The sequence below is a fragment of the Erythrobacter sp. F6033 genome, from assembly GCF_023016005.1.
Lineage (GTDB): Bacteria > Pseudomonadota > Alphaproteobacteria > Sphingomonadales > Sphingomonadaceae > Erythrobacter.
Genome location: NZ_JALKAZ010000001.1, coordinates 496652 through 517727, shown reverse-complemented (window position 1 = coordinate 517727; position 21076 = coordinate 496652). Strand labels below are relative to the sequence as shown.

Annotated in this window: 14 protein-coding genes; 7 read left to right on the top strand and 7 right to left on the bottom strand. The window is 52.2% G+C overall.

The genetic code is table 11. The annotated features are described in order from the left end of the window. Positions 1–66: 66 nt before the first annotated feature. On the bottom strand, positions 67–432 hold the full coding sequence (locus tag MWU39_RS02580; protein WP_247158412.1) for an excalibur calcium-binding domain-containing protein: 366 nt from the start codon (positions 430–432) through the stop codon (positions 67–69). Between the two features lie 433 nt (positions 433–865). After that, positions 866–1348, bottom strand: coding sequence for a hypothetical protein (locus MWU39_RS02570; protein ID WP_247158410.1), 483 nt, complete (start codon positions 1346–1348; stop codon positions 866–868). 437 nt (positions 1349–1785) lie between these two features. On the opposite strand from MWU39_RS02570, the gene MWU39_RS02565 reads away from it, so the two are divergent. Next, complete coding sequence (locus tag MWU39_RS02565) at positions 1786–3600, top strand: recombinase family protein (protein WP_247158409.1); 1815 nt, start codon at positions 1786–1788, stop codon at positions 3598–3600. A gap of 15 nt (positions 3601–3615) precedes the next feature. On the opposite strand, the gene MWU39_RS02560 is transcribed toward MWU39_RS02565, so the two are convergent. Further along, the gene (locus MWU39_RS02560; protein ID WP_247158408.1) at positions 3616–5052 is read right to left on the bottom strand and encodes a DUF1501 domain-containing protein; all 1437 of its coding nucleotides are present in this window, start codon (positions 5050–5052) and stop codon (positions 3616–3618) included. A 9-nt stretch (positions 5053–5061) separates the two neighbouring features. Beyond that, positions 5062–6885, bottom strand: a complete 1824-nt coding sequence (locus MWU39_RS02555; RefSeq protein ID WP_247158407.1) for a DUF1800 family protein — start codon at positions 6883–6885, stop codon at positions 5062–5064. A 1339-nt stretch (positions 6886–8224) separates the two neighbouring features. On the opposite strand from MWU39_RS02555, the gene MWU39_RS02550 reads away from it, so the two are divergent. The 4 genes from MWU39_RS02550 (at position 8225) to MWU39_RS02535 (ending at position 13849) form a co-directional block, all read left to right on the top strand. Next, complete coding sequence (locus tag MWU39_RS02550) at positions 8225–8857, top strand: Ig-like domain-containing protein (RefSeq protein ID WP_247158406.1); 633 nt, start codon at positions 8225–8227, stop codon at positions 8855–8857. 53 nt (positions 8858–8910) lie between these two features. Further along, complete coding sequence (locus MWU39_RS02545) at positions 8911–9318, top strand: hypothetical protein (RefSeq protein WP_247158405.1); 408 nt, start codon at positions 8911–8913, stop codon at positions 9316–9318. Further along, positions 9315–13502 carry an RHS repeat-associated core domain-containing protein gene (locus tag MWU39_RS02540; RefSeq protein WP_247158404.1) on the top strand — a complete coding sequence of 1396 codons (4188 nt, stop codon included), beginning with the start codon at positions 9315–9317 and terminating at the stop codon, positions 13500–13502. The genes MWU39_RS02545 and MWU39_RS02540 overlap by 4 nt, the downstream gene beginning before the upstream one ends. A 65-nt stretch (positions 13503–13567) precedes the next feature. Next, positions 13568–13849, top strand: coding sequence for a hypothetical protein (locus tag MWU39_RS02535; protein ID WP_247158403.1), 282 nt, complete (start codon positions 13568–13570; stop codon positions 13847–13849). 373 nt (positions 13850–14222) lie between these two features. Here MWU39_RS02535 and MWU39_RS02530 read toward each other — a convergent pair whose 3' ends face one another. Beyond that, a complete protein-coding gene (locus MWU39_RS02530; RefSeq protein WP_247158402.1) occupies positions 14223–14582 on the bottom strand; it encodes a TrbC/VirB2 family protein in 360 nt (119 codons plus the stop codon). Between the two features lie 394 nt (positions 14583–14976). Continuing rightward, positions 14977–16461 carry a hypothetical protein gene (locus tag MWU39_RS02525; protein ID WP_247158401.1) on the bottom strand — a complete coding sequence of 495 codons (1485 nt, stop codon included), beginning with the start codon at positions 16459–16461 and terminating at the stop codon, positions 14977–14979. A gap of 649 nt (positions 16462–17110) precedes the next feature. Here MWU39_RS02525 and MWU39_RS02520 point away from each other — a divergent pair. Continuing rightward, positions 17111–17719 (top strand): SOS response-associated peptidase family protein, encoded by a 609-nt coding sequence (locus MWU39_RS02520; protein ID WP_247158400.1) that lies wholly within the window; start codon positions 17111–17113, stop codon positions 17717–17719. Between the two features lie 557 nt (positions 17720–18276). Here the strand turns inward: MWU39_RS02520 and MWU39_RS02515 are convergent. Then, complete coding sequence (locus MWU39_RS02515) at positions 18277–19254, bottom strand: oxidoreductase (RefSeq protein ID WP_247158399.1); 978 nt, start codon at positions 19252–19254, stop codon at positions 18277–18279. 658 nt (positions 19255–19912) lie between these two features. Between MWU39_RS02515 and MWU39_RS02510 the strand changes: the two genes are divergently transcribed. Beyond that, positions 19913–21010 carry a cellulase-like family protein gene (locus MWU39_RS02510; protein WP_247158398.1) on the top strand — a complete coding sequence of 366 codons (1098 nt, stop codon included), beginning with the start codon at positions 19913–19915 and terminating at the stop codon, positions 21008–21010. Positions 21011–21076 lie beyond the last annotated feature (66 nt).

The following is a 21076-nucleotide window of genomic DNA, read 5'->3' as shown; positions in this document are numbered from 1 at the left end:
ACCCCGCGCCCAGCGCAAGCGTCAATATATGAGGGAAAGGGTAACAACAAAATGACGTGGCGAGCCTCACTCGCAGGCCCTGCCATCCCCATCGCGATCTAAGTGCCTTCCATAGCCAGACTGACCACGTAAGATTGGTGTCGCGCCAGCGCGCCTTGCAGCTGCGCAATTCGGATAATAGGTTTTGCCACCCGCAGGCTTCGAAACGACTTTTCCTGCGTTCTTACCTTGATGGCAGTGGCGGCCCCCGTTCTTCCTATCGTTATGGCAACCGTCCGATGCCAAGCCTCCGGGATGCGCGCTTGCTGGCTCCGGCAGGGCGATGGAGATTAGCGCTGCAACAAGCGCGATGACCAAGGGTATCGAGAGAAATGCGAACTCGATACGTACCGATGCCTTAGCTCGATCACTGCTGTGCCCCCATTCTCTCATTTGCAACTGTGGCCTTTCCAGTAACGATCCCATTTTGCAGCCCACCTGCCTGCGACCATCGCGCACGATAGATCGCCGCCCTTGGGTGAGACACACCATGCCGCTATTCTCTTACGGCCTGCCGAGCCATCTGAACGACAAGTCATCGTCGGTCCTCGGACAAGGATGTGACCGTGTTGACCCAAACCTGTCGGCGCTCCAACCAGGCTGACCAGCGCGTCCCGAGCTTCTTGCGCACTTGCTGATGGGCATGGGTGACCGTCGCTACAAGAACCGTCCAGTTCGCGTGCCGCGATACCAGACAGCCTGATCCTTGGTCCTTCTTCACACCATACTGGGCCATCTCCGTCCCAGACGGCTGTCGGTGTGCAGGCGAATGTTTCACCCGCAGGGACGGCAGAAAGAAAAAAGACCAAGGACAAAAGCATACTGCCTAGCGGAACTCAGCTGCCGCATATTCAGCGATATTCTTTACAGCCGCATCAATACCCGACTTATTTGAACCACCGAAGAACCCACCATTTACAGAAGCCTCACTCCGGACGACTGAGAGTTCCTCACCGGCTTGGTTCGAAAATGTGACTTCAAGAACCACCTTGGACCCGCCTCCAAATAGGCCGCCACCGAGGTACCGACCGACTTGACTTCCTTCGTCGAAGGTCACGTAGCGGTGACGCACAATAATGCCTTCGCCTTCATTGAACAATGGCGTGCTCCCCCCAAAGAAAGCGTCATTCAGCTTCCGCAAAGTATAGGCTTCGTTTTCGGCATCTACTGAAACGGTGGATTTTCCCCCTTCGATCTTTGCGTATTGGGTGCGAAATTCACTTGCGTTAGGTGTCTCGACCATTAGCGAATTATTGGCGCATGCCGTCACTGAAATTGCCAAACAGGACGCGAAAATTGCTTTCTTCATAAATTCCCCTGTGTTTCAACGCTCGCCGATTAGCCGCGTCGCATCGTTACTTTGCTCAAGATTCCATTGTTTTACCAGTAAAATTCCGCACAAAATTCGAGAAGCTCCGCCAAGTTGTTCTGACGAGGTCTAATACTCTTCGCTTTGAGGTATCGTTGTGCGCAGCTCTAGGCGCGCAAGCTAGGAAGGCAGCCATCTTTAGATCAGCCAACCCCTCGGTTCGCGTTTCCATAAGCAGGACGTTTGCGCCCCGGAGAGCTCTATGGGTCAGGAAAGCGTTGATCCGAAAACCAGGTAGCTGCCAGTGAATGATGTGTACGCTATCGCCTTAGTGTTGGCCATTTGTTGAAGTTTTGGATTGGAATCGTTTTCGGCGGCCGTGATCTACCCGCGGAACGCTCTGTGATATTACAAGACAAACTATTCGGAGGCGTCCAATGAACATGAACTCAGTTAGACCGCAGAAAAGATGCGCCATCTATACTCGCAAGAGTACGAACAAGCGACTTGAGCATGACGTAAACTCACTGGTCGTTCAAAGAGAAATCAGCAGCGCATACATCAAGAGCCAGCAATACAGAGGTTGGGTAGCGTTGCCCAATCACTATGACGACGGCGGCCACTCGGGCAGCGGTATTGATCGTCCAGCTCTGTCAAAGATGATGAAAGACATTGAGGCGGGAAAGATCGATGTGGTCGTCGTCTACAAGGTTGACCGTCTAACACGAAGCCTTGCTGATTTTGTTAGACTTACTGAGATTTTTGATCGGCGCGGCATTTCGCTCGTATCGATCTCGCAAGCCTTCGATACATCTGACAGCATGGGTCGAATGATCCTAAATGTCCTACTGACCTTCTCGCAATTTGAGCGAGAGCTGATTGCAGAGCGAGTTCGAGACAGCATCAGAACTAGAAAGCGGCATGGGAAAATGCATGGCGGCCTACCGCCGTTCGGATATATCGCGACGCCCGAGGGTCTGGTAGTCGACGAACCGGAAGCGGAAATCGTCCGTTTCATATTCGCCGAGTTCCTACGAACACGCAGATATACCCAGGTCATGACCGCAGTCCGTGAACGTGGATATTGTAGTTCCGTGAAATACTCACCTCGTGGAAAGCCTAGAGGCGGCACACCAATTAGCCCGAGCACGGTTTACAGTATCGTGCAAAACCCAATGTATGTTGGCGAAATTCGCGGGCATCAAACGAACTATGTTGGTCAGCATGAGCCACTAATATCGAGAGATACGTGGAAGAGAGCCCAGAAAGTCTGCATATCGAGAAAGAAGCGTGATCCGGACAGCCGAAACACAGATCACTTTTTGGCAGGACTCCTTTGGGACGAACTCGGTCGGCATATGCGTCTCGACCTGCATTGGCATCGTGGCAAAACATATGCCACGTACGTATCGAGTAACGCCATCTGGTCCCAAAAGGAGTGCAAGCGACAGTATCGGTCGACGGCAGATCATCTAGATGCACTAGTACTCGCTTCTACTGCAGAATTTCTCTCAGACCGGCGCAAGCTACGCAAAGCACTAAAATCTTTTGGAATATTTGATGAAGAGCTTGGCCGACTTGGTGAAAAAGGTAGCGCAGCGGCCAAGCGCCTCGAGTTGACCCCAAAATCGCAATTGAAAGAGCTATTTGCTGCAATCGCTTATCGAGTTGAGCTTGGTGAAGACCAAATCTCGATCGAGTTCCGAGTGCTCGAACTCCGGCGCTACTTGGAATGGGACAGCGAAATGGCTTTTCGAGGTCGGCCCGCCGACTGGCCATGCAGCGATGCTCGATATATACAAAACGTTGCGGCTAGGGCGGTAACAGCGGAACGTTGGCCATCGCTTCAGATCTCTCCTCGAAGAGACAACTGCAAAGGCGTTCCGGACAAGAAACTGATTGAGCTGGTTCGCAGCGCTCGCAGGGCACAGCATCTCGTGGAGGAGCATCGTGAGCTTGATCTAGAGGCACTCGCTAAAAGGCAGGGCTGTCGCCCAGCGCAGTTTGCAAGGTTGATCAGGCTCAATTATCTCGCGCCCGATATCAAGACGGCGATCATCGATGGAACTCAACCAAAAGAACTGGACAGGAAGGTACTATTGAACTCGAATATACCGACTGACTGGGCGGTGCAACGAAAGCTGTACGGTTTCCCTTCGCCGACCCGCGCGATCGACCCGCGCAATCTATTCGGACGGGGAATGTGGCCGAGCGCCGAGCCTCGACGCAACGCAAGGAAGATCACAAGTTAGGAAATACGGCCTGCACTAATGCAGGTTCGAATTTGACATAAATCCAAGGTCTGGGTTGGCAAACCTACTGATGTTCGGTTGTATGCTGCTCAATTCGGTTTCCGCGACACCAAACCATTTTGCGAGTGTTGCGGAATATTCGTCAACCGAAGTGCTCGGCAACAAGCGTCCCCTGCCGACTTGATCCTCTGAATTCAATGACACTTTAGGTGCGGTCCCGTAAAACCGGTGCCCACGTACAGCGCCTCCGAGAACGAAGTGATGCCCACCCCATCCATGGTCGCTTCCAGTTCCGTTGATGCTCAAGGTTCGTCCAAAATCGGATGCCGTGAATAGTGTTACCTGATTTGCGATCCCCATTTCTGACGTCGAGCGATAAAAAGCATCAAGTGCATAGTCAACTTCACCCAGCAGCCTTTGATGGGCATTGAGGTCGCTGTGACTATCGAAACCTTTGATGGTCACATAGAACACTTGTCGGCGTACTCCGAGCGAGTTTCTTGAGGCAATTAGTCTAGCGACAACGGAGAGTTGGTCAGCCAGATCATTCCCGGACCCAAAGTCGGTAGAGACTGCTGAGCGAGCAAGAGCATCATTTATGAATGCACCATACTCGATCGACCGGCGACTGATATCTGTATAGTCCGTCTTGAGGATATTGGGGTCGGTCGATCTAATCAGTTCATCCAACGCTCGGCTCGCCGTACTTGAGCCTTGCACATTTCGCCTCAAGCCAGAGATCATTCCGGGCCCAGATGGTGTTATGCGGTAAGGGACTGCTGTCTCGCCATTTAGGAATACACTTGCTCCCGCGAGGTTGATGCACGTAAACATCGAATTCTGGTTCGTCTCTTGTGCAAGGTCGGACATCCTGCCTCCCCAGCCAGTACGCGCACCTTCCGGCTGTGAACTTTGCCAAATCGAGCTCTGATCATTGTGGGAGAACAGGAATTGGGGGCGGGGGAATCTCGCTTTGTCACCATTCTCGTATTGAGCCTTAGTCAAAGGCGCTTCTAAAGTTCCGACATTCAGAACAGGAGCCAACCGACCTTCGTCAAACCGCATCTTCAAGCGCGGCATCCATGGGGATAGGGCGTAACGAATATCGTCGGTTAGTACCTGGTGTGAATCCTGAACCAATGCAGTCGGTAACAACTGATTCCTGTCAAAACCAACGATCTGACCGGTCGCTGGGTCTGGATGCCCTCGAATTGCGAAGTACTTTGAATGGTTTACAGGATCATACGGTATTAGAGTATTGGCATGGTCATTGCCCCCAGCAAGAAATACGCAAACTAAGGCCTTGTATTCATCAGTCGCTCCGAATGCGGCGCTTTCGGCGATCCCGGCAAGGCCAAGCCCATAGGATGAAGCTGCTCCAGCGGCAGCCAATTGGGCTGATCGCCTAACAAAGGCACGCCGCGACAATTCGCTCGATTTTCCAATGTACATGGCGGGCTCCTAACGTTGCACGAGGTAATCGGGGGAGGCCATGGTTAAGAATGCGGCAATCCGGACGCGCTTCAGTTTCCCGGCTTGATCGGCGGACGTTTCCAGAGCGATTGATTCCACAGCCTCCAGTATCAGTAACTTAGTGCGAGGGCTCATCTGTTGAGCTGTCATGACCAAATCGAGATGGTCCACCAGGGCTTGCGGATCATTTGCCAGCTCAATTTGATCTGAGAATGAAGCTCGAACATCCCGAGATGCGTACCCTTGACCGTCGATCATAAGTTGAATGAAATTGAGGTATCCTGCGACTGAGGTTTCATTCGCCAAAGCAAACTCTGGTGCGACCATTTCATTGCGCTGTGCGTTTGACGCTCCACCGACAAATGACGGCCTGAAGAAATTGAAGACCGTCGGCGACCGAAATGGGGATTGACCCAATTGGTCGTAGTTTCGATCAAGTCGATCAATCGTCCAATTCCCTGAGATCGACGATGCATGGAAAGATCGGCCCCACTGTGCAAGCCTCAGGATCGGCTCTCTGAGCTTACCGAACCGAGGATCGGTTACTGATGCTTCCGAACGCGCTTCATCATCCAAAAGAATTGCTTTGAAAACCGCGCTCAAATCACCTCTTATGCCGTTTCCATTGTCATTGAAGGCGCTGGCGACACGGCTCACGTATCCGGGTGAAGGATTGCTTGTCGTTAGACGCTGAATCATCTGCTTGCCAAAAAATGGTCCCACATTGGGGTGGGCGAACAATGTGTCCAGAGCTAGCTCCAGCGTTGTCTCAGGCCCGGATCCTGCTGGAATGATCACATCTAAAAATGATTTCTCTTCGAATGAATGAAGAGAGGATGATTGCGGCCTTCGCCACTTTTGCGGATCAGCCGTTATGGGCTCATAAAGGAAATCTGGCTCTTCTAGCGCCCAACCTGCGGTCGGATGCGTGGAAATGCTCGTATTTGAGAAATCGAGGTTGTATCCAGTGAAGCACTTGGCCAAGCCGACCACATCATCGTTGGTATAGGTTTCAATAACCTCACCTGCTTGTCCTTTCGGTGTGCCGTCTAGGTTGAGTTCAACTAAACCAATCGTGAAAAGCTGCATGATTTCTCTTGCAAAGTTTTCGTCCGGCTCTCGATTTGTCGATTTGTCGGATTTTTGGCTACCAATGACATCAAGAAAGCTAGCCATCACCGGGCTCAGCGTGACATCCTCCAACAGTTCCCGGAAATTCCCAAACGCATTGTCGTTGAGCATGTCCCAGTAAGTGCCAATTGCTAGCGGGCGCCACCTGATGTTGAGGTCCTCGAGGTTCACGACAAAAAATTCTGATAGTGCGAGTGATATTCTCTTCCGGAGCCCATTTCCGCCAGCCATTAGCTGGTTCCAGAGCATATAATCAGCCATCCGCTGCTCGTTAAAATAGCTGTTTTCATCGATGGTATCGAAGTTCCGATCGCTGAAGAATTGGCGAGCAGTGCCATCATTGGGCCTTGTCATTTCATTTTCCAACCAACTTGAAAACCCCATCTCGATCACGCTTTGGATTTGCTCGGCCGATGCAGAAAGGGTCGCGTGAAGCAAGAAGCGGGCAGCTTGCGCCTCGCTCAGCGCGTCGTTTTTGGGTTCGCCCGACCCTTTATTGCCGTTCGATTGGATCGGCGGCGCACTCCCGTTTGCCCCGCTCCCTCCACATGCCGCCGCGCCCAAAGTGCTGATCGTACCAAGAGCAACCTTCGCTGAAGTTGGAGAGGAACCCTTTGCGTCACCATCATAAGTCGGTGGTCCGCTCGTAAGGAGCTCATCCTTGTGCACTGATGTAACCATTTTTCCAATCAAGGCCTATTCAGTTAGAACACTGGCAATTGGCGTACTGGAATGTAATTGGATAGATTATGCGCGAAACTACGTACTAGAACTCATTTTGGTACTATTTCTTGATGTCATTGAACGAAGCAGTTCGCAAAACGACACGGGCGAGCTGCGAGGTTGTCCACTCCGCCCGATAATAGCCCGAATTAATCTAGATCAAATTTGAGTCACGAAGATTTGAATTTTGCAAAAATTCGCTAATTTTAATCCCCAAAATGAGTGAAGTTTATGGGTGTACTATAGAAAATATGTAGTGCCACTTAAGGTTGTTTGCACCGCTAAATATTCACTCAGGCAAAAAAGGACACCGATTCCTTTTCGTATCGCCTATTGATTTTGAGGGTGTGTAGATGGGTGAAAATTTCAATATCAATATTCAGACTGCTGCAGCCACGCTGCAAGCCGCCGCTGCAGATTTACTACATGTCAGTGGAGGTGCTCATATCTCAAGCAACGATGTTCTTGTTGATCTAGAGCGTTCGAAGCAGTCAAGGCGCGGAGTTCTACCCGCTGACTGGTGTGAAAGTCCGGCATTGGACATTGTGATGGAAATCTATTGGGCTCAGTCCGAGCAAAGAAGGTGCTACATAAAACATGCAGTCCTTGCGAGTGGAGTTCCTCAGGCAACCGCTACCAGATATCTTCATCGGCTAATTGCTCAAGGGTGGATACAGAAATCATCGACTAATTCGGACCGAAGGAAAGTGCTGCTCGCGCCCTCCGAGGCGACTTCCGATTTGATAAACCAGTGGATCACTGAGCGTAAGAATGACCTGATCAAGCTTGTCTCGAAAACCTAGACCGCGCAGTTTTGGCGATTTCGACCGATGCTCAATCAACTGCGCATGATCAAAGGGCATTCGGGTCGTCGTGCTCCCGCCAGACCTTTAGAATGCTCAACAAAGCCAAAGCGAAAACTGAGAGGTGGATAGTAACTGTGACTGGGTCGTCAGGTGAGCGTCCAGACCGAGCGCCGAGATCTCAAAAGCAGACAGCCCGCAACTGGGCTCTCACCGGAGTGACCACCCATTATGGTGAAACTGTCATAACCTGACCTTCCACTTCCGACCCAGTTGCGGACGATCATTGGAATCGTCCAGTGTTCAGCGTTGGAGTGAACCCCAAGAATTGAGGGTTTCGGGACGATCTATCAGGCCCAGCCCAAATGATCATGTTGTGCCAAAGTTCGTGTTTCTCCGAAGGGATTGGCACCTTTTCGCAATTATATGTTTCGAATCATTGACTCTTATTTTGAAATTCTCATGCTTGGATATTGAAATACTAGGGGGCTGATTTGATTCTTCGAATCCTGTTGTTAGCGGGTACAGCATTGGTGCCGCTTACGGTTGCCGAACAGGCTCACGCTCAATCAAGCACTGAAGAATACACGTACGATTCCTTGGGTAGGCTAGTAAAAGTTGTGACGAGCGGCACTGGCAGCCAAAATGACGGCGAAACACAGTCGATCTGTTATGATCAGGCCGATAACCGGACGGAATACGCAACCAATACCAGTGCTGGAGCGACAGAGTGCACGCCGCCGACACCGCCTCCGCCTCCGCCTCCGCCGCCACCACCTCCGCCTCCGCCTCCGCCGCCACCACCGCCTCCGGGTAATAACCCCCCGGTCACGGCATCGGACTCTGCGTCAGGTCCTTGCCTCGCGACGACCTTCGTCAATGTAACCGCCAACGATACTGACCCTGAGGGCAATTATCCGCTGACGGTTACAAGCGTGGTGCACAATAATGGTGGATCGAGCGCGTCTGTCTTTTCTGCAAGTACGATCCAAATCGATTTCGACAATACAAGCTTCGGTTCTTCTCAATTCACATACACGGTTGAGGATTCGCTCGGTGCATCCTCAACCGGACAGCTCACTGCGCTGACCGGCAATTGTGGTGGCGGTGGAGGTGAGGAGCTTTGAAGAAATTGGCGCAATCCAATCTTTCGCAGATGTCGCTCAACAGGTGCTTTTCCATGTCGCAATACCGCAGCATTCTAGTTGCCACCGCTCTGATCGCGACCGGCATTTCGATCTCTCCTGAAGAGGCAAGTGCACAAGTCGAAGCGGATAAGCTCGTTCCGGGTGCTGCTTGTCTTGCGCGGGAGGCTGCTGACGGACGCAAGGTGGCTGTTATCGCGCCGGTACAGTCCGCTCCAACCCTAATCGCAAAGGGGTTTGCGGTCGAAAGCTGTGAGCGGAACTTTGCTGGTGTCGGTCAGCGGCGCAAATGGCGCGACGAGATATGTGAACTCGCCTCCGAGCCAGATGCGCACTTTCAGGCGCAAGCCGAGAAAATCATGGGCGAACGCCCAGCTGTTCTGTGCGCGATGGCTGAAATCGTTTCTTCTCCATGGGGACGCAGCGGAGGGCGCAACAAATGATCTGGTTTGCACGTCTCCACTTGAGCGCTGCGAAGCAGCTTGCCGGTTTGGTTCTAGCAATGGTCGCAGCATTGATGCTGCCCGCAGTCGCAAACGCGCAAGAGATAAACCCGCTAGACGTTGAGCCTGACCCGAATGGGGTCGACCTCCTGAGCGGTGCGGTAAATGGTCAGCTTCCCACGCTTGCTATCCCGGCTGCACCAGAGCTTGCCTTTAGCAAGCTCGATGATTTCTATCCGCTTCTTCAAGGCAAGGTGCCGAGCGGAGGAAACTCAACGACTGATCAGACAAGTTATCAGATAAATGCAGGCGGCCTCGCATCGGACAGCATCAAGTGTTTCGACGCTTGCGGGGTTAAGAGCGAGCGCGGCTCGGTTCTTGATGGCGGCCCAACTCAAGGGCCTTTTACTTACACGCAAGGCGGTAGCGGACGAAAAATCGTCTTTGACGTCAAAAGAGGGCAGACCTCGCCGCCCACCGGTGGCGAAACATTCTTCTACATGGGAACCACGGTAACCACACCCGGCGGCCCGACGCTCACTTTTGCATATGAGCAAGGCAACAATCCGATCCAAGGAACGGCCTTTTGGGAGCTGCGTCCGATCACTGTGACGAGCAGCTCTGGATACCAGCTCAAGTTCACCTATCAGAACAACACAGACCCCACGTCGTATCTCTGGCGAACCCTCGAAAAGGCTGAGATTGTTGCCGTCGCAGCGCCCAATGTTCCGCTGGCGTCGCTGACCTATGACATCAGTAATTCTTCCAGCACGCTGGTAACGGATATTGATGGTCGCATCTTCTCGTGCAGTGGATGCAAACAGACCATTTCGGGACCGGGGCGCAATTCGGGGACTTCGATGACGTTGCCGGGTGAGACCACTCCGGCCTTCGACATTGCCTGCACGCAGCCTTGCGCCAATAACGATGATTACACGCTTACTATCAGCAGCGATGGCGTCGATTATGACTACGCTGTGACACATAACTCGCTTTGGTATGATGCGCTCGACCGAATGGTGATTACGGGGCCAGAGGGTTTTTATCGCCGCGTTGAAGTCGAGGTCGATGCGCAAACCTCGCAAGGCAACAGCAGCTCACCTCCGCGTCGGCGAGTGACGTCGATTACCAATTCTGAGAATCAGACGACCACCTATAATTACGATCCAAATGGCCAGAATTACTGGTCCCGAGTCGACTCCATTGACTACCCTGGCGGGCGTTCGAGCAGCCTGACATATGACTTGAGCGGCAATGTAACGTCCCTCACTCAAACTGGACCAAGCGGTTCACTGACGCAAACTGCAACTTACAGCACTTACTTTGAGTGCGATGCAGTCACGTGCTTCCTTCCAACGTCGACCACCGATCCCAAAGGCAATCAGACCGATTATCTTTGGAGTAACAGTCACGGCGGCTTGCTTGAGCAACTCGACCCTGCGGATGAGAACGGGAAGCGCCGCAAGGTCAAGAACACCTACGACAATGAGGGCCGTCTGATCCGAGAGGAGATTTGCGAAGCTGCGAATGATGCCAGTGGAACCGAGCTGACGTGCGGGACAGCCAGTTCGTTTGTCAGAGAAATCACCTACTTTGGGTCGACCCGTCTTCCTGCCAGCCAGACTGCAACGGACGGGGCTGGCAACGGGCCACTCACAACGAACTATGGTTATGACAGTGCTGGGCGACAGCTATTTATGGATGGTCCACTTCCAGGCACTTATGACGCGACTTACGCGCGCTATGATGATCTCGGTCGCAAGATATGGGAAATTGGGCCCAAGGGTGAGAACGGTCGCCGTCCTGCTAGCAAGACAACCTACCGCGATGCCGACGATCAGGTGCTTGAAGTGCAAAGCGGAACGGTTGCTGGTACCACAACCCATCTCTCACCATCAGGCGATCCGGTTTTGTCCGTGATCAGCGAAGCCGAGACCGAATACAACTCACGCAGACTGGCCGTCAAAAGCACAATCAAAGCCTCCGGTGGTACGACCTATGCGGTGACCCAAATGAGCTATGATGCTCTCAATCGGGGAACTTGCACAGCGGCGCGGATGAACTTCTCCAGTCTCCCTGCCGACGCTTGTGTTGCCGGTGCTGTAAGCAGCGATGGTCCTGATCGGATTACCCGCAACCATTACGACAGCGAAGGCCGCGTTGAGCGGATTGAGCAGGGCGTCGGTACATCACTCGTTCGTAATTATGCGACATATGAGTTCAACACGCTTGGCGAGATGACCTCGATGATCGACGCGCGGGGCTACCGTGCGGAGATGCTCTATGACGGGTTCGGGCGTCAGACGCACTGGTACTTCCCATCCAAGACGACCACCGGAGTCGCAAGCACAACCGATTTTGAACGCTACGAATACGATGCAAACGGGAACCGCACGAAGCTGGTCAAACGCGATGGCTCGGAGCTGGACTATGTTTACGACAACCTCAATCGGGTCATCGTTAAGCAAGTTGAAAATCGCACCGACCTGGCAGCTGAGCATACGCGAGACGTCTATTACGATTACGATATCCGAGGGCTGCAGACCCATGCTCGCTTTGGAAACGATACAGGGGTTGGAACGAGCTCAACCTATGATCGCTATGGCCGGATTATCTCGACCATCGATACGACCGGCATAAGCTCAGGAAAGACGCTCAGCTATACCTACAATAACGCAGGATCGCGCACGAGCGTGACCCATGGCTGGGACAACAAGACCTTCACCTATGAATACTCGTCAGGTGGTCAGTTCAACCGTTTGAGAGGACCCGTTAGCGAAGTTCTGGTTGACTATAATTACAACACCAATGGTCAGTTAGCGACTGCTGCAAAGTATGGTTCTGCACCAGATCAAAGCTGGACCTATGATCCGATTGGCCGGATGGCTTCGATCAATATCGACAGCCTTAGCAGTCAGTATGACGTCACATGGTCGTTCACGCGCAATGCCGCGTCCCAGATCAAGAGCGAAACCCAGACCAGAGACACCTATAGCTGGGATGGATATCAGAACCCGGTCACACGGACATACGCGACCAACGGTTTGAACCAGTATACCTCTGTCAGCGGCGCGACTTACGAGTATGACGACAATGGCAATCTGATCGATGATGGCTCCAACACCTATCTCTACGACGTTGAAAACCGTCTGGTTGAGATGCGGTTCAAGGCATCTCAAAACGGCTGCCCAACCGCAACGGACGTTCTTGCAGCAAGGTTATTCTATGATCCGCTGGGCCGTCTCTACAAGACTGAGAACTATGTCTGCGGCATATTAAATGATCAGCGCACATATCTGCATGACGGCGATGCGATGGTCGGAGAGTTCGCCACGAACGGCACCACACTGGCGCGGCACGTTCATGGGCCAGCCGAGGGCGTTGACGATCCTCTAGTGAGTTATAGCGGTCAATATGCAAGCCTTGGCTCGGCGCGGTTCCTGCAGAGCGATGCGCGCGGATCGATCGTCTACAGCTCCAATTATCAAGACGGCGCGCGGGTGGTGAACACTTATGACGAGTACGGTCAGCCCGGCTCCAGCAATAGCGGGCGGTTCCAGTACACGGGCCAAGTCTGGCTCCCTGAGCTCGGGATGTATTACTACAAAGCCCGCATCTACTCACCCGCGCTGGGCCGGTTTATGCAGACCGATCCGATTGGGTATGAGGACAACGTCAATCTCTACGGCTATGTTGGACAGGACCCGATTAATGCCGCGGATCCTACGGGTAAATGGGGCTGGAGATTGATTACGTTAACCCGAAAAGGATTTAAGTTAGGCCGGAAAGTCTCCAAGAAAGAAGCTATCCGGATTAGAAAAAGCAAGGAAGGAAACATTACATCTCGGACCAAGCAAAAAAGCACGGAGCTTGAACGCGCAACTAGCAACGATAAAAGCAAGCGAATGAGACACAAAGGTCACGCCCTAAAGGACAAGGACGGTAAGCCGACTGGACAAAAGGGAAAGCCTCATAATCAGACCGAGGGAAGAAAAGGTCATTCGTTCTGGGGACACCTTTCTGCAGCCGGTGCAGTCGGCTTAGAAGCCGTAGACCAAGCGATGGAGGCGGCTGACGCGATTTCGAACCCGTTAGGAACGATTTCTGAGAAGGCTTTAGAATCCTACGTGTTCGACGAAGATGTCGAAATGACTGAGAATCTAGACAACGAAGATATATCTTAGTTTATAGTTTTCGAATAATGTCTTATCTGGATATGCAGTGTTCCAATTCGATGGAGTGAACAACCGTGAAGGTTTTTGAAATCTTATTTGAAGGAAATTTCGAATTCAACGATACTTCCGATTTTAGTACCGAAAGAATATCTGGCTTCCACACACTACGATATATTTCGAGTGCCTCCATTTCCCAAGCGATTGCCAAAGGTACTCGTCTGATAAATTCGGAATTATCGGCAGAAAATGATACACTTTATGCCGCACTCAAAGATTTAAGCGCCATAGAGTGGAAGCAAGTCGATCCGGCATTGTTTGAGATACGAAGTGGTTTTAGTTTTTATATGGATGAATAAGCCTAAGGCCACGGCATTCTTGACAAAATATTGCTGCAAAACCATCAATATCTTATGGAGGTGCATTTTTACACTAAATTGGGGTGGAGTTATGAAGTAACTCTCCCAACTTGCGGAAGCTCTCCGCTGACGCTGGAGCAGCGTGTAGCTTGGCCAGGCGTGTTTGGCGGCCATCGGAAGATTTGCTAGGCTAGCTTAGACTGTAGGCGCTCCGATCAGCACGAAACAGCCAAATTCTCTCGTACAACCGGGTGCCTGCTCAGCAACAAAACCTCCATAATTGAGGCCGCAAGAACGCACACCATCACAGCTACGTAACCATCCAAAAGTTCGCTGATCCACTGCACTAAACAGCGCGGTGGGGCTGACTTTTCTACCGCCTCAAAGATGCGCTTGGATTTGGATCATCGGGCACCGGCTCAAGCTCGCGCGCGGTTGGCTCGGCTAGCGGCAAGCCCGCAACTTGGCTGGACTGCGCTCCGCTCCCACTCAGACCTTGCATAATCCCCAGTGCAATCGCAGGCGCGCCGATTAGCAGGAAACAGCCAAGCACAACGCTCAAGCTCTCGCGCACAGCCAGCCGCCCGCTAAGCCAAAGAAACCCTACAATCGCCACCGCGAGAACGCACAGCGTCACCGCCACACCGCCAAACAACAGTTCGCCAACCCAATGCACGGAAGAGCCCACGGGTGCGCTTTGTGCGGGTTCAAACAAGCTTTGCCTTATCGTCATTTGATCCCTTACTTGTTGCTCGTTGTCACCTGACAGACTTCAGTCATCTCGGTTAGGTCGCGCCCCATAAGAACTACGTTAGCGCCAACATCCAAGCGAGTCTCGATGCAAGTCTGTTGACGGTCGAATAGCCCCAACGTCCGCTTTCACTCCCAGAATCAGATGTCGAACGGTGGCTTGAACTGGGCCGATAACGGAATATCAGGTTTGAGCAGTGGAGGCTTAAAAGCAGACAATTGGCGTTCGACTCTGGTGAGGCCGTTCTAAAAAGATGGGCTTGGGTCCTTTTCGATTCTAGCGAGTCTCTGAGATTACTGCATTAGACATACTCAAGCGACGTAATCGAAGATTTAGCGACCCGGTTCGCAACGTACAAAACGATCGGAGATGTTCTCTAGTCGGCACGATCAGTATAGTTCTTGATCAGTCGAGAGAACCGATCTTTTCGGTTTTCTAAGAATGCCGCCACATAATCCTCATCTGCAACGACCTCTGCCAGCTGACGAAGAGTCAAGTCATACCTCACAGATTTACCAACTTGGTGCCGGAACTTCCGAAGTTCTTCAGAGCCGAGGATATAGGTAATTGCTGCTGGTGATTGGACCTTACGAAGAAGTCCTTGAGCGACCGTTTTGTTCAGGACGATACCCACCCGCCGAAGCTGTTTCCTCGAACGTTGCGAGAGCACGTCCTCATCACCAAAGATCGATCCAACGATTTCGACACTGAAATCCTCAATCGCCAGACCTTCTTCCTTGATTCTGGTGGCCACAGAATCAACATACAAATCTACGAGCTGGTCCAAAACCTCCGACTCAACGTTAATGATTTCAAATTCTTCGCCGATGGCTATTGAATATCGGTCTACTAGCCTTTCTACGCTCTCCTGAGGTACACCGAGCTGCAAAAGGGCGTCAGTCTCCTTGCCGGCTGGCGCTTGCAGAAAGCGGGTGATGGCCCTACCCGCGAAGTCGAACGCGCTCTCTCGATCGTCAAACTCTAGCTTCGAGAGAGCAGCGGTTCTTGCGTCTACTATGACCGAGTCAGCGGCAAGAGTAGCGTCTCTTGTGTCGGAACTCGATTGAAGACCTTCGGCAACCAAATGCCTTAAGAGCAGTTGAAACGCGCTCTTTCGAAACGTCGCTCGCTTACTCGTTCCACCAAAAAGATCGAGGAGCCTTTTTGTCCAAATCCCCATTCGACCTACTGGTCTTGGATCAATTAGCTCTATCCAGCTTTCTCTGACTCTAACCCTTCCTACGACGGCGGAGGGACCGTCATGTCTAGGTATGATCCGCCAACCAGCAAACTCATCGAGTAGCCGACCAGATAGCGGCACCGGCTCGTCACCCATACTTGCAAATTGTATGATACAGTCATCTAGAGCCGTGACCTCAAACCAATGCTTCGGAACCTCATTCGATGGGCCTGAAAATTCATGCTCGAACCCAACCTTTGCGCCAGTAAGGCTCTCGATCAGATCCCCTGAATCCAATTTTATCTTCGTTGATCGACTTGCCGCACTTTGCTCCAGCGAAGCGGAACTAGAGATCGACCCTCCTGCTAGTTTTTCCACCTCATGTGTGTGGTCCAGCGCACAATCCACTGTGTCCAGTATCAGCTCAGCCTTGAAGATCTGAATTCTGAATTCGAATACTTCCCGTCCGGCCAATGGATCTGAGCTCTTGTCATCGACGGGAATCTCCACGATCTCGGAGCCTAGCGTAACTGAGGCCGCAAGGCCGTATCCCTCAGATGGATTGTTGGTTTTAGGCCTCAGAACAATCGATGCGATATGTGGATCGAAAGCCTTCTTAATGCGGGCATCTTCAGCCAGCTGAAGCGCCGGTAATTCATCGTCAATGTTCGGATCACTCATTGATGTGGTATCCCTGACAGTTGAAGCGTGCGCGGGCTATTCAAAGGGTTCATTTAGTTGCTAATTTCGCGCTCTTTTGCACCATTTATAGACTAACCTGCGAAGCGCTGCGATACTGGAATTCTCAGTCTCTCGTATCAACTCGAGCATCATCGCTTGTGGATCAACTTCGAACCGTCCCAAGCAAGCACATCAATGTTCGGAATGCTAGATCTACAAAACAGCGCATCAATCTTGAGATAAGTCACCACAAGTGAGCCAAGTGGCGGCAGCCATAGCAATCGAAGAAAGCTTAGCTCTCCTCGTGTGCCTGGTAAGACGTTGGGCCAATAGCAGAATGGCCGCTCTTGGCGGCCGGGGCGCTAAAAGTAGATTCTCGGCTCGGCCCAAAATACGAGCTAAAGGCCCTCGTTTGCGCGAGAAGCTACTAGGGCCCAGTAATTCTCTATGACTTAAGTCCGATCGGCACTCGGACGATCTGATGCTGATTTACGAGTTCGGCAATACAGAGGCTTTGACTAAGTCGCATGGAGTTGAAAATCTGTTCGGGTTGCAATTCTTCTGCGGGCCAAGTGAGAATTGGAATGCGCGACGGATTGGCTTCTCGCTCCAGTTCGCTCAATGAGCACTCTGCAAAAAAGAGATTCAAATGTGCAACCTTTACAAACTTGGAACGATGCCGGCCGAAGTTGCCAAATGGTTCAACGCCGCTGACAGCTTGAGCGGTGCAAATTTCGGCGTCGAAGTTTACCCCGGCTATCCCGGTGCGGTTGTCGCTGACGGCGAACTAAAGCAAATGACATGGGGCTTCCCACTCGTTCAAAAGAGCAAGAAAACTGGAAATTCGTTGAAGCCGAAACCGGTCAACAATGCGCGTTCAGACAAGCTAGATAGCTTTATGTGGCGCTTCTCATTTCAGGAACGGCGTTGCCTTATTCCGTTGAATGCCTGGGCTGAGGCGGAAGGCGCTAAAGGCAAAAAAGTGCGTACTTGGCTTTCATTGCCAAACACAGAGCTTTTTGCAGTCGCAGGAATTTGGCGTGCGTTTGATGAATGGGGTGAATGTTATTCAATGGTGATGACGGACAGTGCTGGAGCGGCAGCACAAGTTCATAGTCGCATGCCGGTAATTCTCGAACCGAAGCAGTTCGCGCTCTGGCAAAACGGGTCGCATTTGGAGGCAAGGCATCTTTGCCAGCCATACAAAGGCGACGTTCAAATTGATCGCACCGAACAACTCTGGACGCAGCGGGGATAATAGGATTGCGAATCACATTTGTTCTTTTTATGTTCCGATGATGCCAAGGCGCTCAACTCCTCAATCTGCCATCGACGACAAAGCGTTTCCAATCCGTATAAAGTTTGCCGTTCCAGAAGGTGGAACGGTTCGATGGCCAATCGATATGGAAAGCTGGTTGAGCGAGAACTTGGGGTCGTGGGATTTCGCAGTGCATCCCTCGCGCGGAACGACACACCACGCCACAGCCATCTATTTTCGTGACCTGGATCAAGCCCGCCAGTTTTTGGAGGTGTTCGAAGGTTTTGAACTGGCCGATGGAACGCGATCATTTACGTATACTAGACATGGACTGCATCAGCCCGACAGCAACTAGCGCCGCCTCGCCCTAAATTGGCATATTGTGGGCCGTTAGCGGAATGTCTGCTAATGGCTGAAGTAGGCGCCAAAGGGATCTTATGCTTACGATGCCAGATTCGGACATAAGTCACCTAGCTGTGATTTTTTCTGCTCATGTCAGCACTTGTTTCACAGCGAAAGACCGCGCTTAGGCTAGGGTGTTTTGCCATCGGATGCGATCAGTTCCCTGCCAACGTCGCTTCACTCGTTTCCCACAACCGTTCGGCTGCCTCATCGTCACACGCGTAGGCGTCAACACCGCGAAAGCGAGCCGTCGGGCTACCAAGCTCCGTTGGCACGGCGATATCACAATCCTCGCAGTATACGCCTGGCTTGCCATCTAGCTTGTCGCTGGTCGCGGCCCAGAGTGTCGTAGAGCATCCTTGTTCGGGCGTCTTGAAGCCCGACTTGGCGAGTTCAGATGGACTGCCATCTTCGTTCAGCCAGCCTAAGGTCACCTGCTCCTCTATCGAAAGGTGGCGTTGCAAGGGCGTGAATATTCCCCCTGGGTGTACAGAAAAAGCAAGTCCGCCAGATCGTTTCAAGCGTCTGCTCAGCGCATTAGCGAATAGCGCATTTGCAGTCTTTGATTGCCCATAAGCAGTCCATTTCTCATATGGGGTCTTTGTGAATTGGATATCATCCCATCTAATGTTGCTGAGCTTGTGTCCCGTTGATGACAAGGTGATAACTCGAGCTCCTGTGGCTTTGCACAGCACGTCCATGAGCCCTAGCGCTAATGCCATATGCCCCAGGTGATTTGTGCCAAATTGCGCTTCCCAGCCGTGACCGACCCGCGTTTCAGGGCAAGCCATAATACCGGCGTTGTTGATCAAAAGATCGACGCGTGTCAGCGAATTCGACACGCTTGAAGCAAACCGCCTAACCGAAGCGATGTCGCCCAAATCCATGTCGCCTATCTCGACCTGGTCACTAAGGCTCGCGAGCGCTGATGTTGCCTTGTCCCGACTACGCGCGGGGACAATTACGCGCGCTCCTTGGTTGGCGAGCGCACGCACAGTTTCTAAGCCAATGCCGCTATAGCCGCCCGTGACAATTGCCGTTTTTCCCACCAAGTCCACATCCCGAATGACATCCGCACCATCCGTGCGGGCTGGAAAACCCGAATTGACGGGGACTTGGTCTGCGATGGCCATAATAGTTCTCCTCTAGCAGGCCCCTACCTTAGCAAGCCCATGGCGAGACCGCCAACAGCACAGTTTGAAGTACCGCTCCAAGTTAAGAGCGCAGGCCAGCGGCCTTTCTCCCTCTAATCTTCCTTCGTTCGTCTTTTGGGCCGGATGCAGAAGTCCGCTTTGAAGGGTGGAATTCGTCAAAGCCGACATTCAGCTCACGCCCCAGATGCAGACGTGATGGCCTTATGCAGAGAAAGCTAGCGTCAAAATCTAGGATGTAGCAGATAGATTGGACCCGAAAGTGCCGGGTTTTCGATCTGCCCCGAGGCCCTAAGCTCCTAGACGAGCCTAGTCCCGATGAGTCGCCTAGTGTGCGTTCGTGAGAGTGCTTCAGTTGAAGCACTCATTAGATACGAACTTATTGACAACGATGTCATATTGGTTTCTCAATGATCTTGATCTGTGGCTGGAAGCGGCGCTGCTTAGGATCGCTTTTTGTGATTGAGCGTTCGAACACGGCTTGTCTGACGAGAACTACGAGAAAGGTGTTTAAGTGCTAAATCGAAAGGAATTTCTCGCAGGCCTTAGCGCTACACTGGGCGGCCTGGCAGCAATGCCGGCGACTGCATCCAACGTGTCGTCCGAGCATCGCGGAACAAAACGCCCTCGTGCGATAACTATGTGGGATTTCTCATGGCTTGAAAGGCGATGGCCTGGCGCTGGTTACGAGAATTGGGATCAAGCGCTCGATGAGCTGGTCGAGCGGGGCTATGATGCTATTCGAATTGACGTCTATCCGCACCTTATTGATGCCAATCCGATGAAAACTTGGCGGCTTAAGCCAGTTTGGCACGTACAAGATTGGGGCGCGCCGGGACTCGTCGATGTGCAGGTTCTGCCTGCTTTGATCGAATTTCTCAGCAAGTGCCAGCAACGCGATATCAAGCTGGGAATTTCAAGTTGGTTTCGGGAAGATCTCGACAATGTTCGTTTGCAAATCACCGATGGTGAAGCGTTGGCGCGCATCTGGAAATCTACTCTTGATCACATCAATGCTGCAGGGCTGCTGGATAGCGTGCTGTATGTAGATGTTTGCAACGAGTGGCCAGGGCCATTGTGGGCGCCATTTATGCAGCCGGAACTGCAATGGGGTGAGTTTCATGCCCCACGGGCAGAGCACTTTATGCGCAGAGCATTTGCGACCTTGCGCGCTGACTATCCGGAGATCCCATTCCTATTCTCAACCAACAATAGTGACATTCAAGATTATGCCCGTCACGATCTGTCGTACTTGGATGCTATCGATCACCACGAATGGATGGTGAACGAAAACGGCAATGAGTTTTATAACATCATTGGCTACGAGTATCAGCGCTTCTCGCAAGATGACTATATCGAAATGCAGCAGCTGGCCGCGTCCACCTATGCTGCGCGTCCGGAATATTGGGACACGCTGCTCAGAGAAGAAATCGCGGAACTCGCTGATATTTCGAGGAACACGGGTAAGCCCATGATTATAACCGAGTGCTGGGCCATAGTTGACTATAAGGACTGGCCATTGCTGCCATGGGATTGGGTCAAGGACGTCTGTTCAGTTGGGACGCTCTCGGCCGCCGCGACGGGGCGCTGGCTGGTCAACGCAACGAGCAACTTCTGTGGGCCGCAGTTCGTTGGCATGTGGCGCGATGTTGAATGGCACCAGAACCTAACTGCTGTGATCAAGAATGCACCTATAGAACCGGAACTGATGAACGGGCGACTTTGGGAGAGGCTGTAGAGCTACCGCCAAGATCCTTTTGAAGCCATGGAAGGTCTGTGGCGCTTCCAGGAACCGCAACCTCGC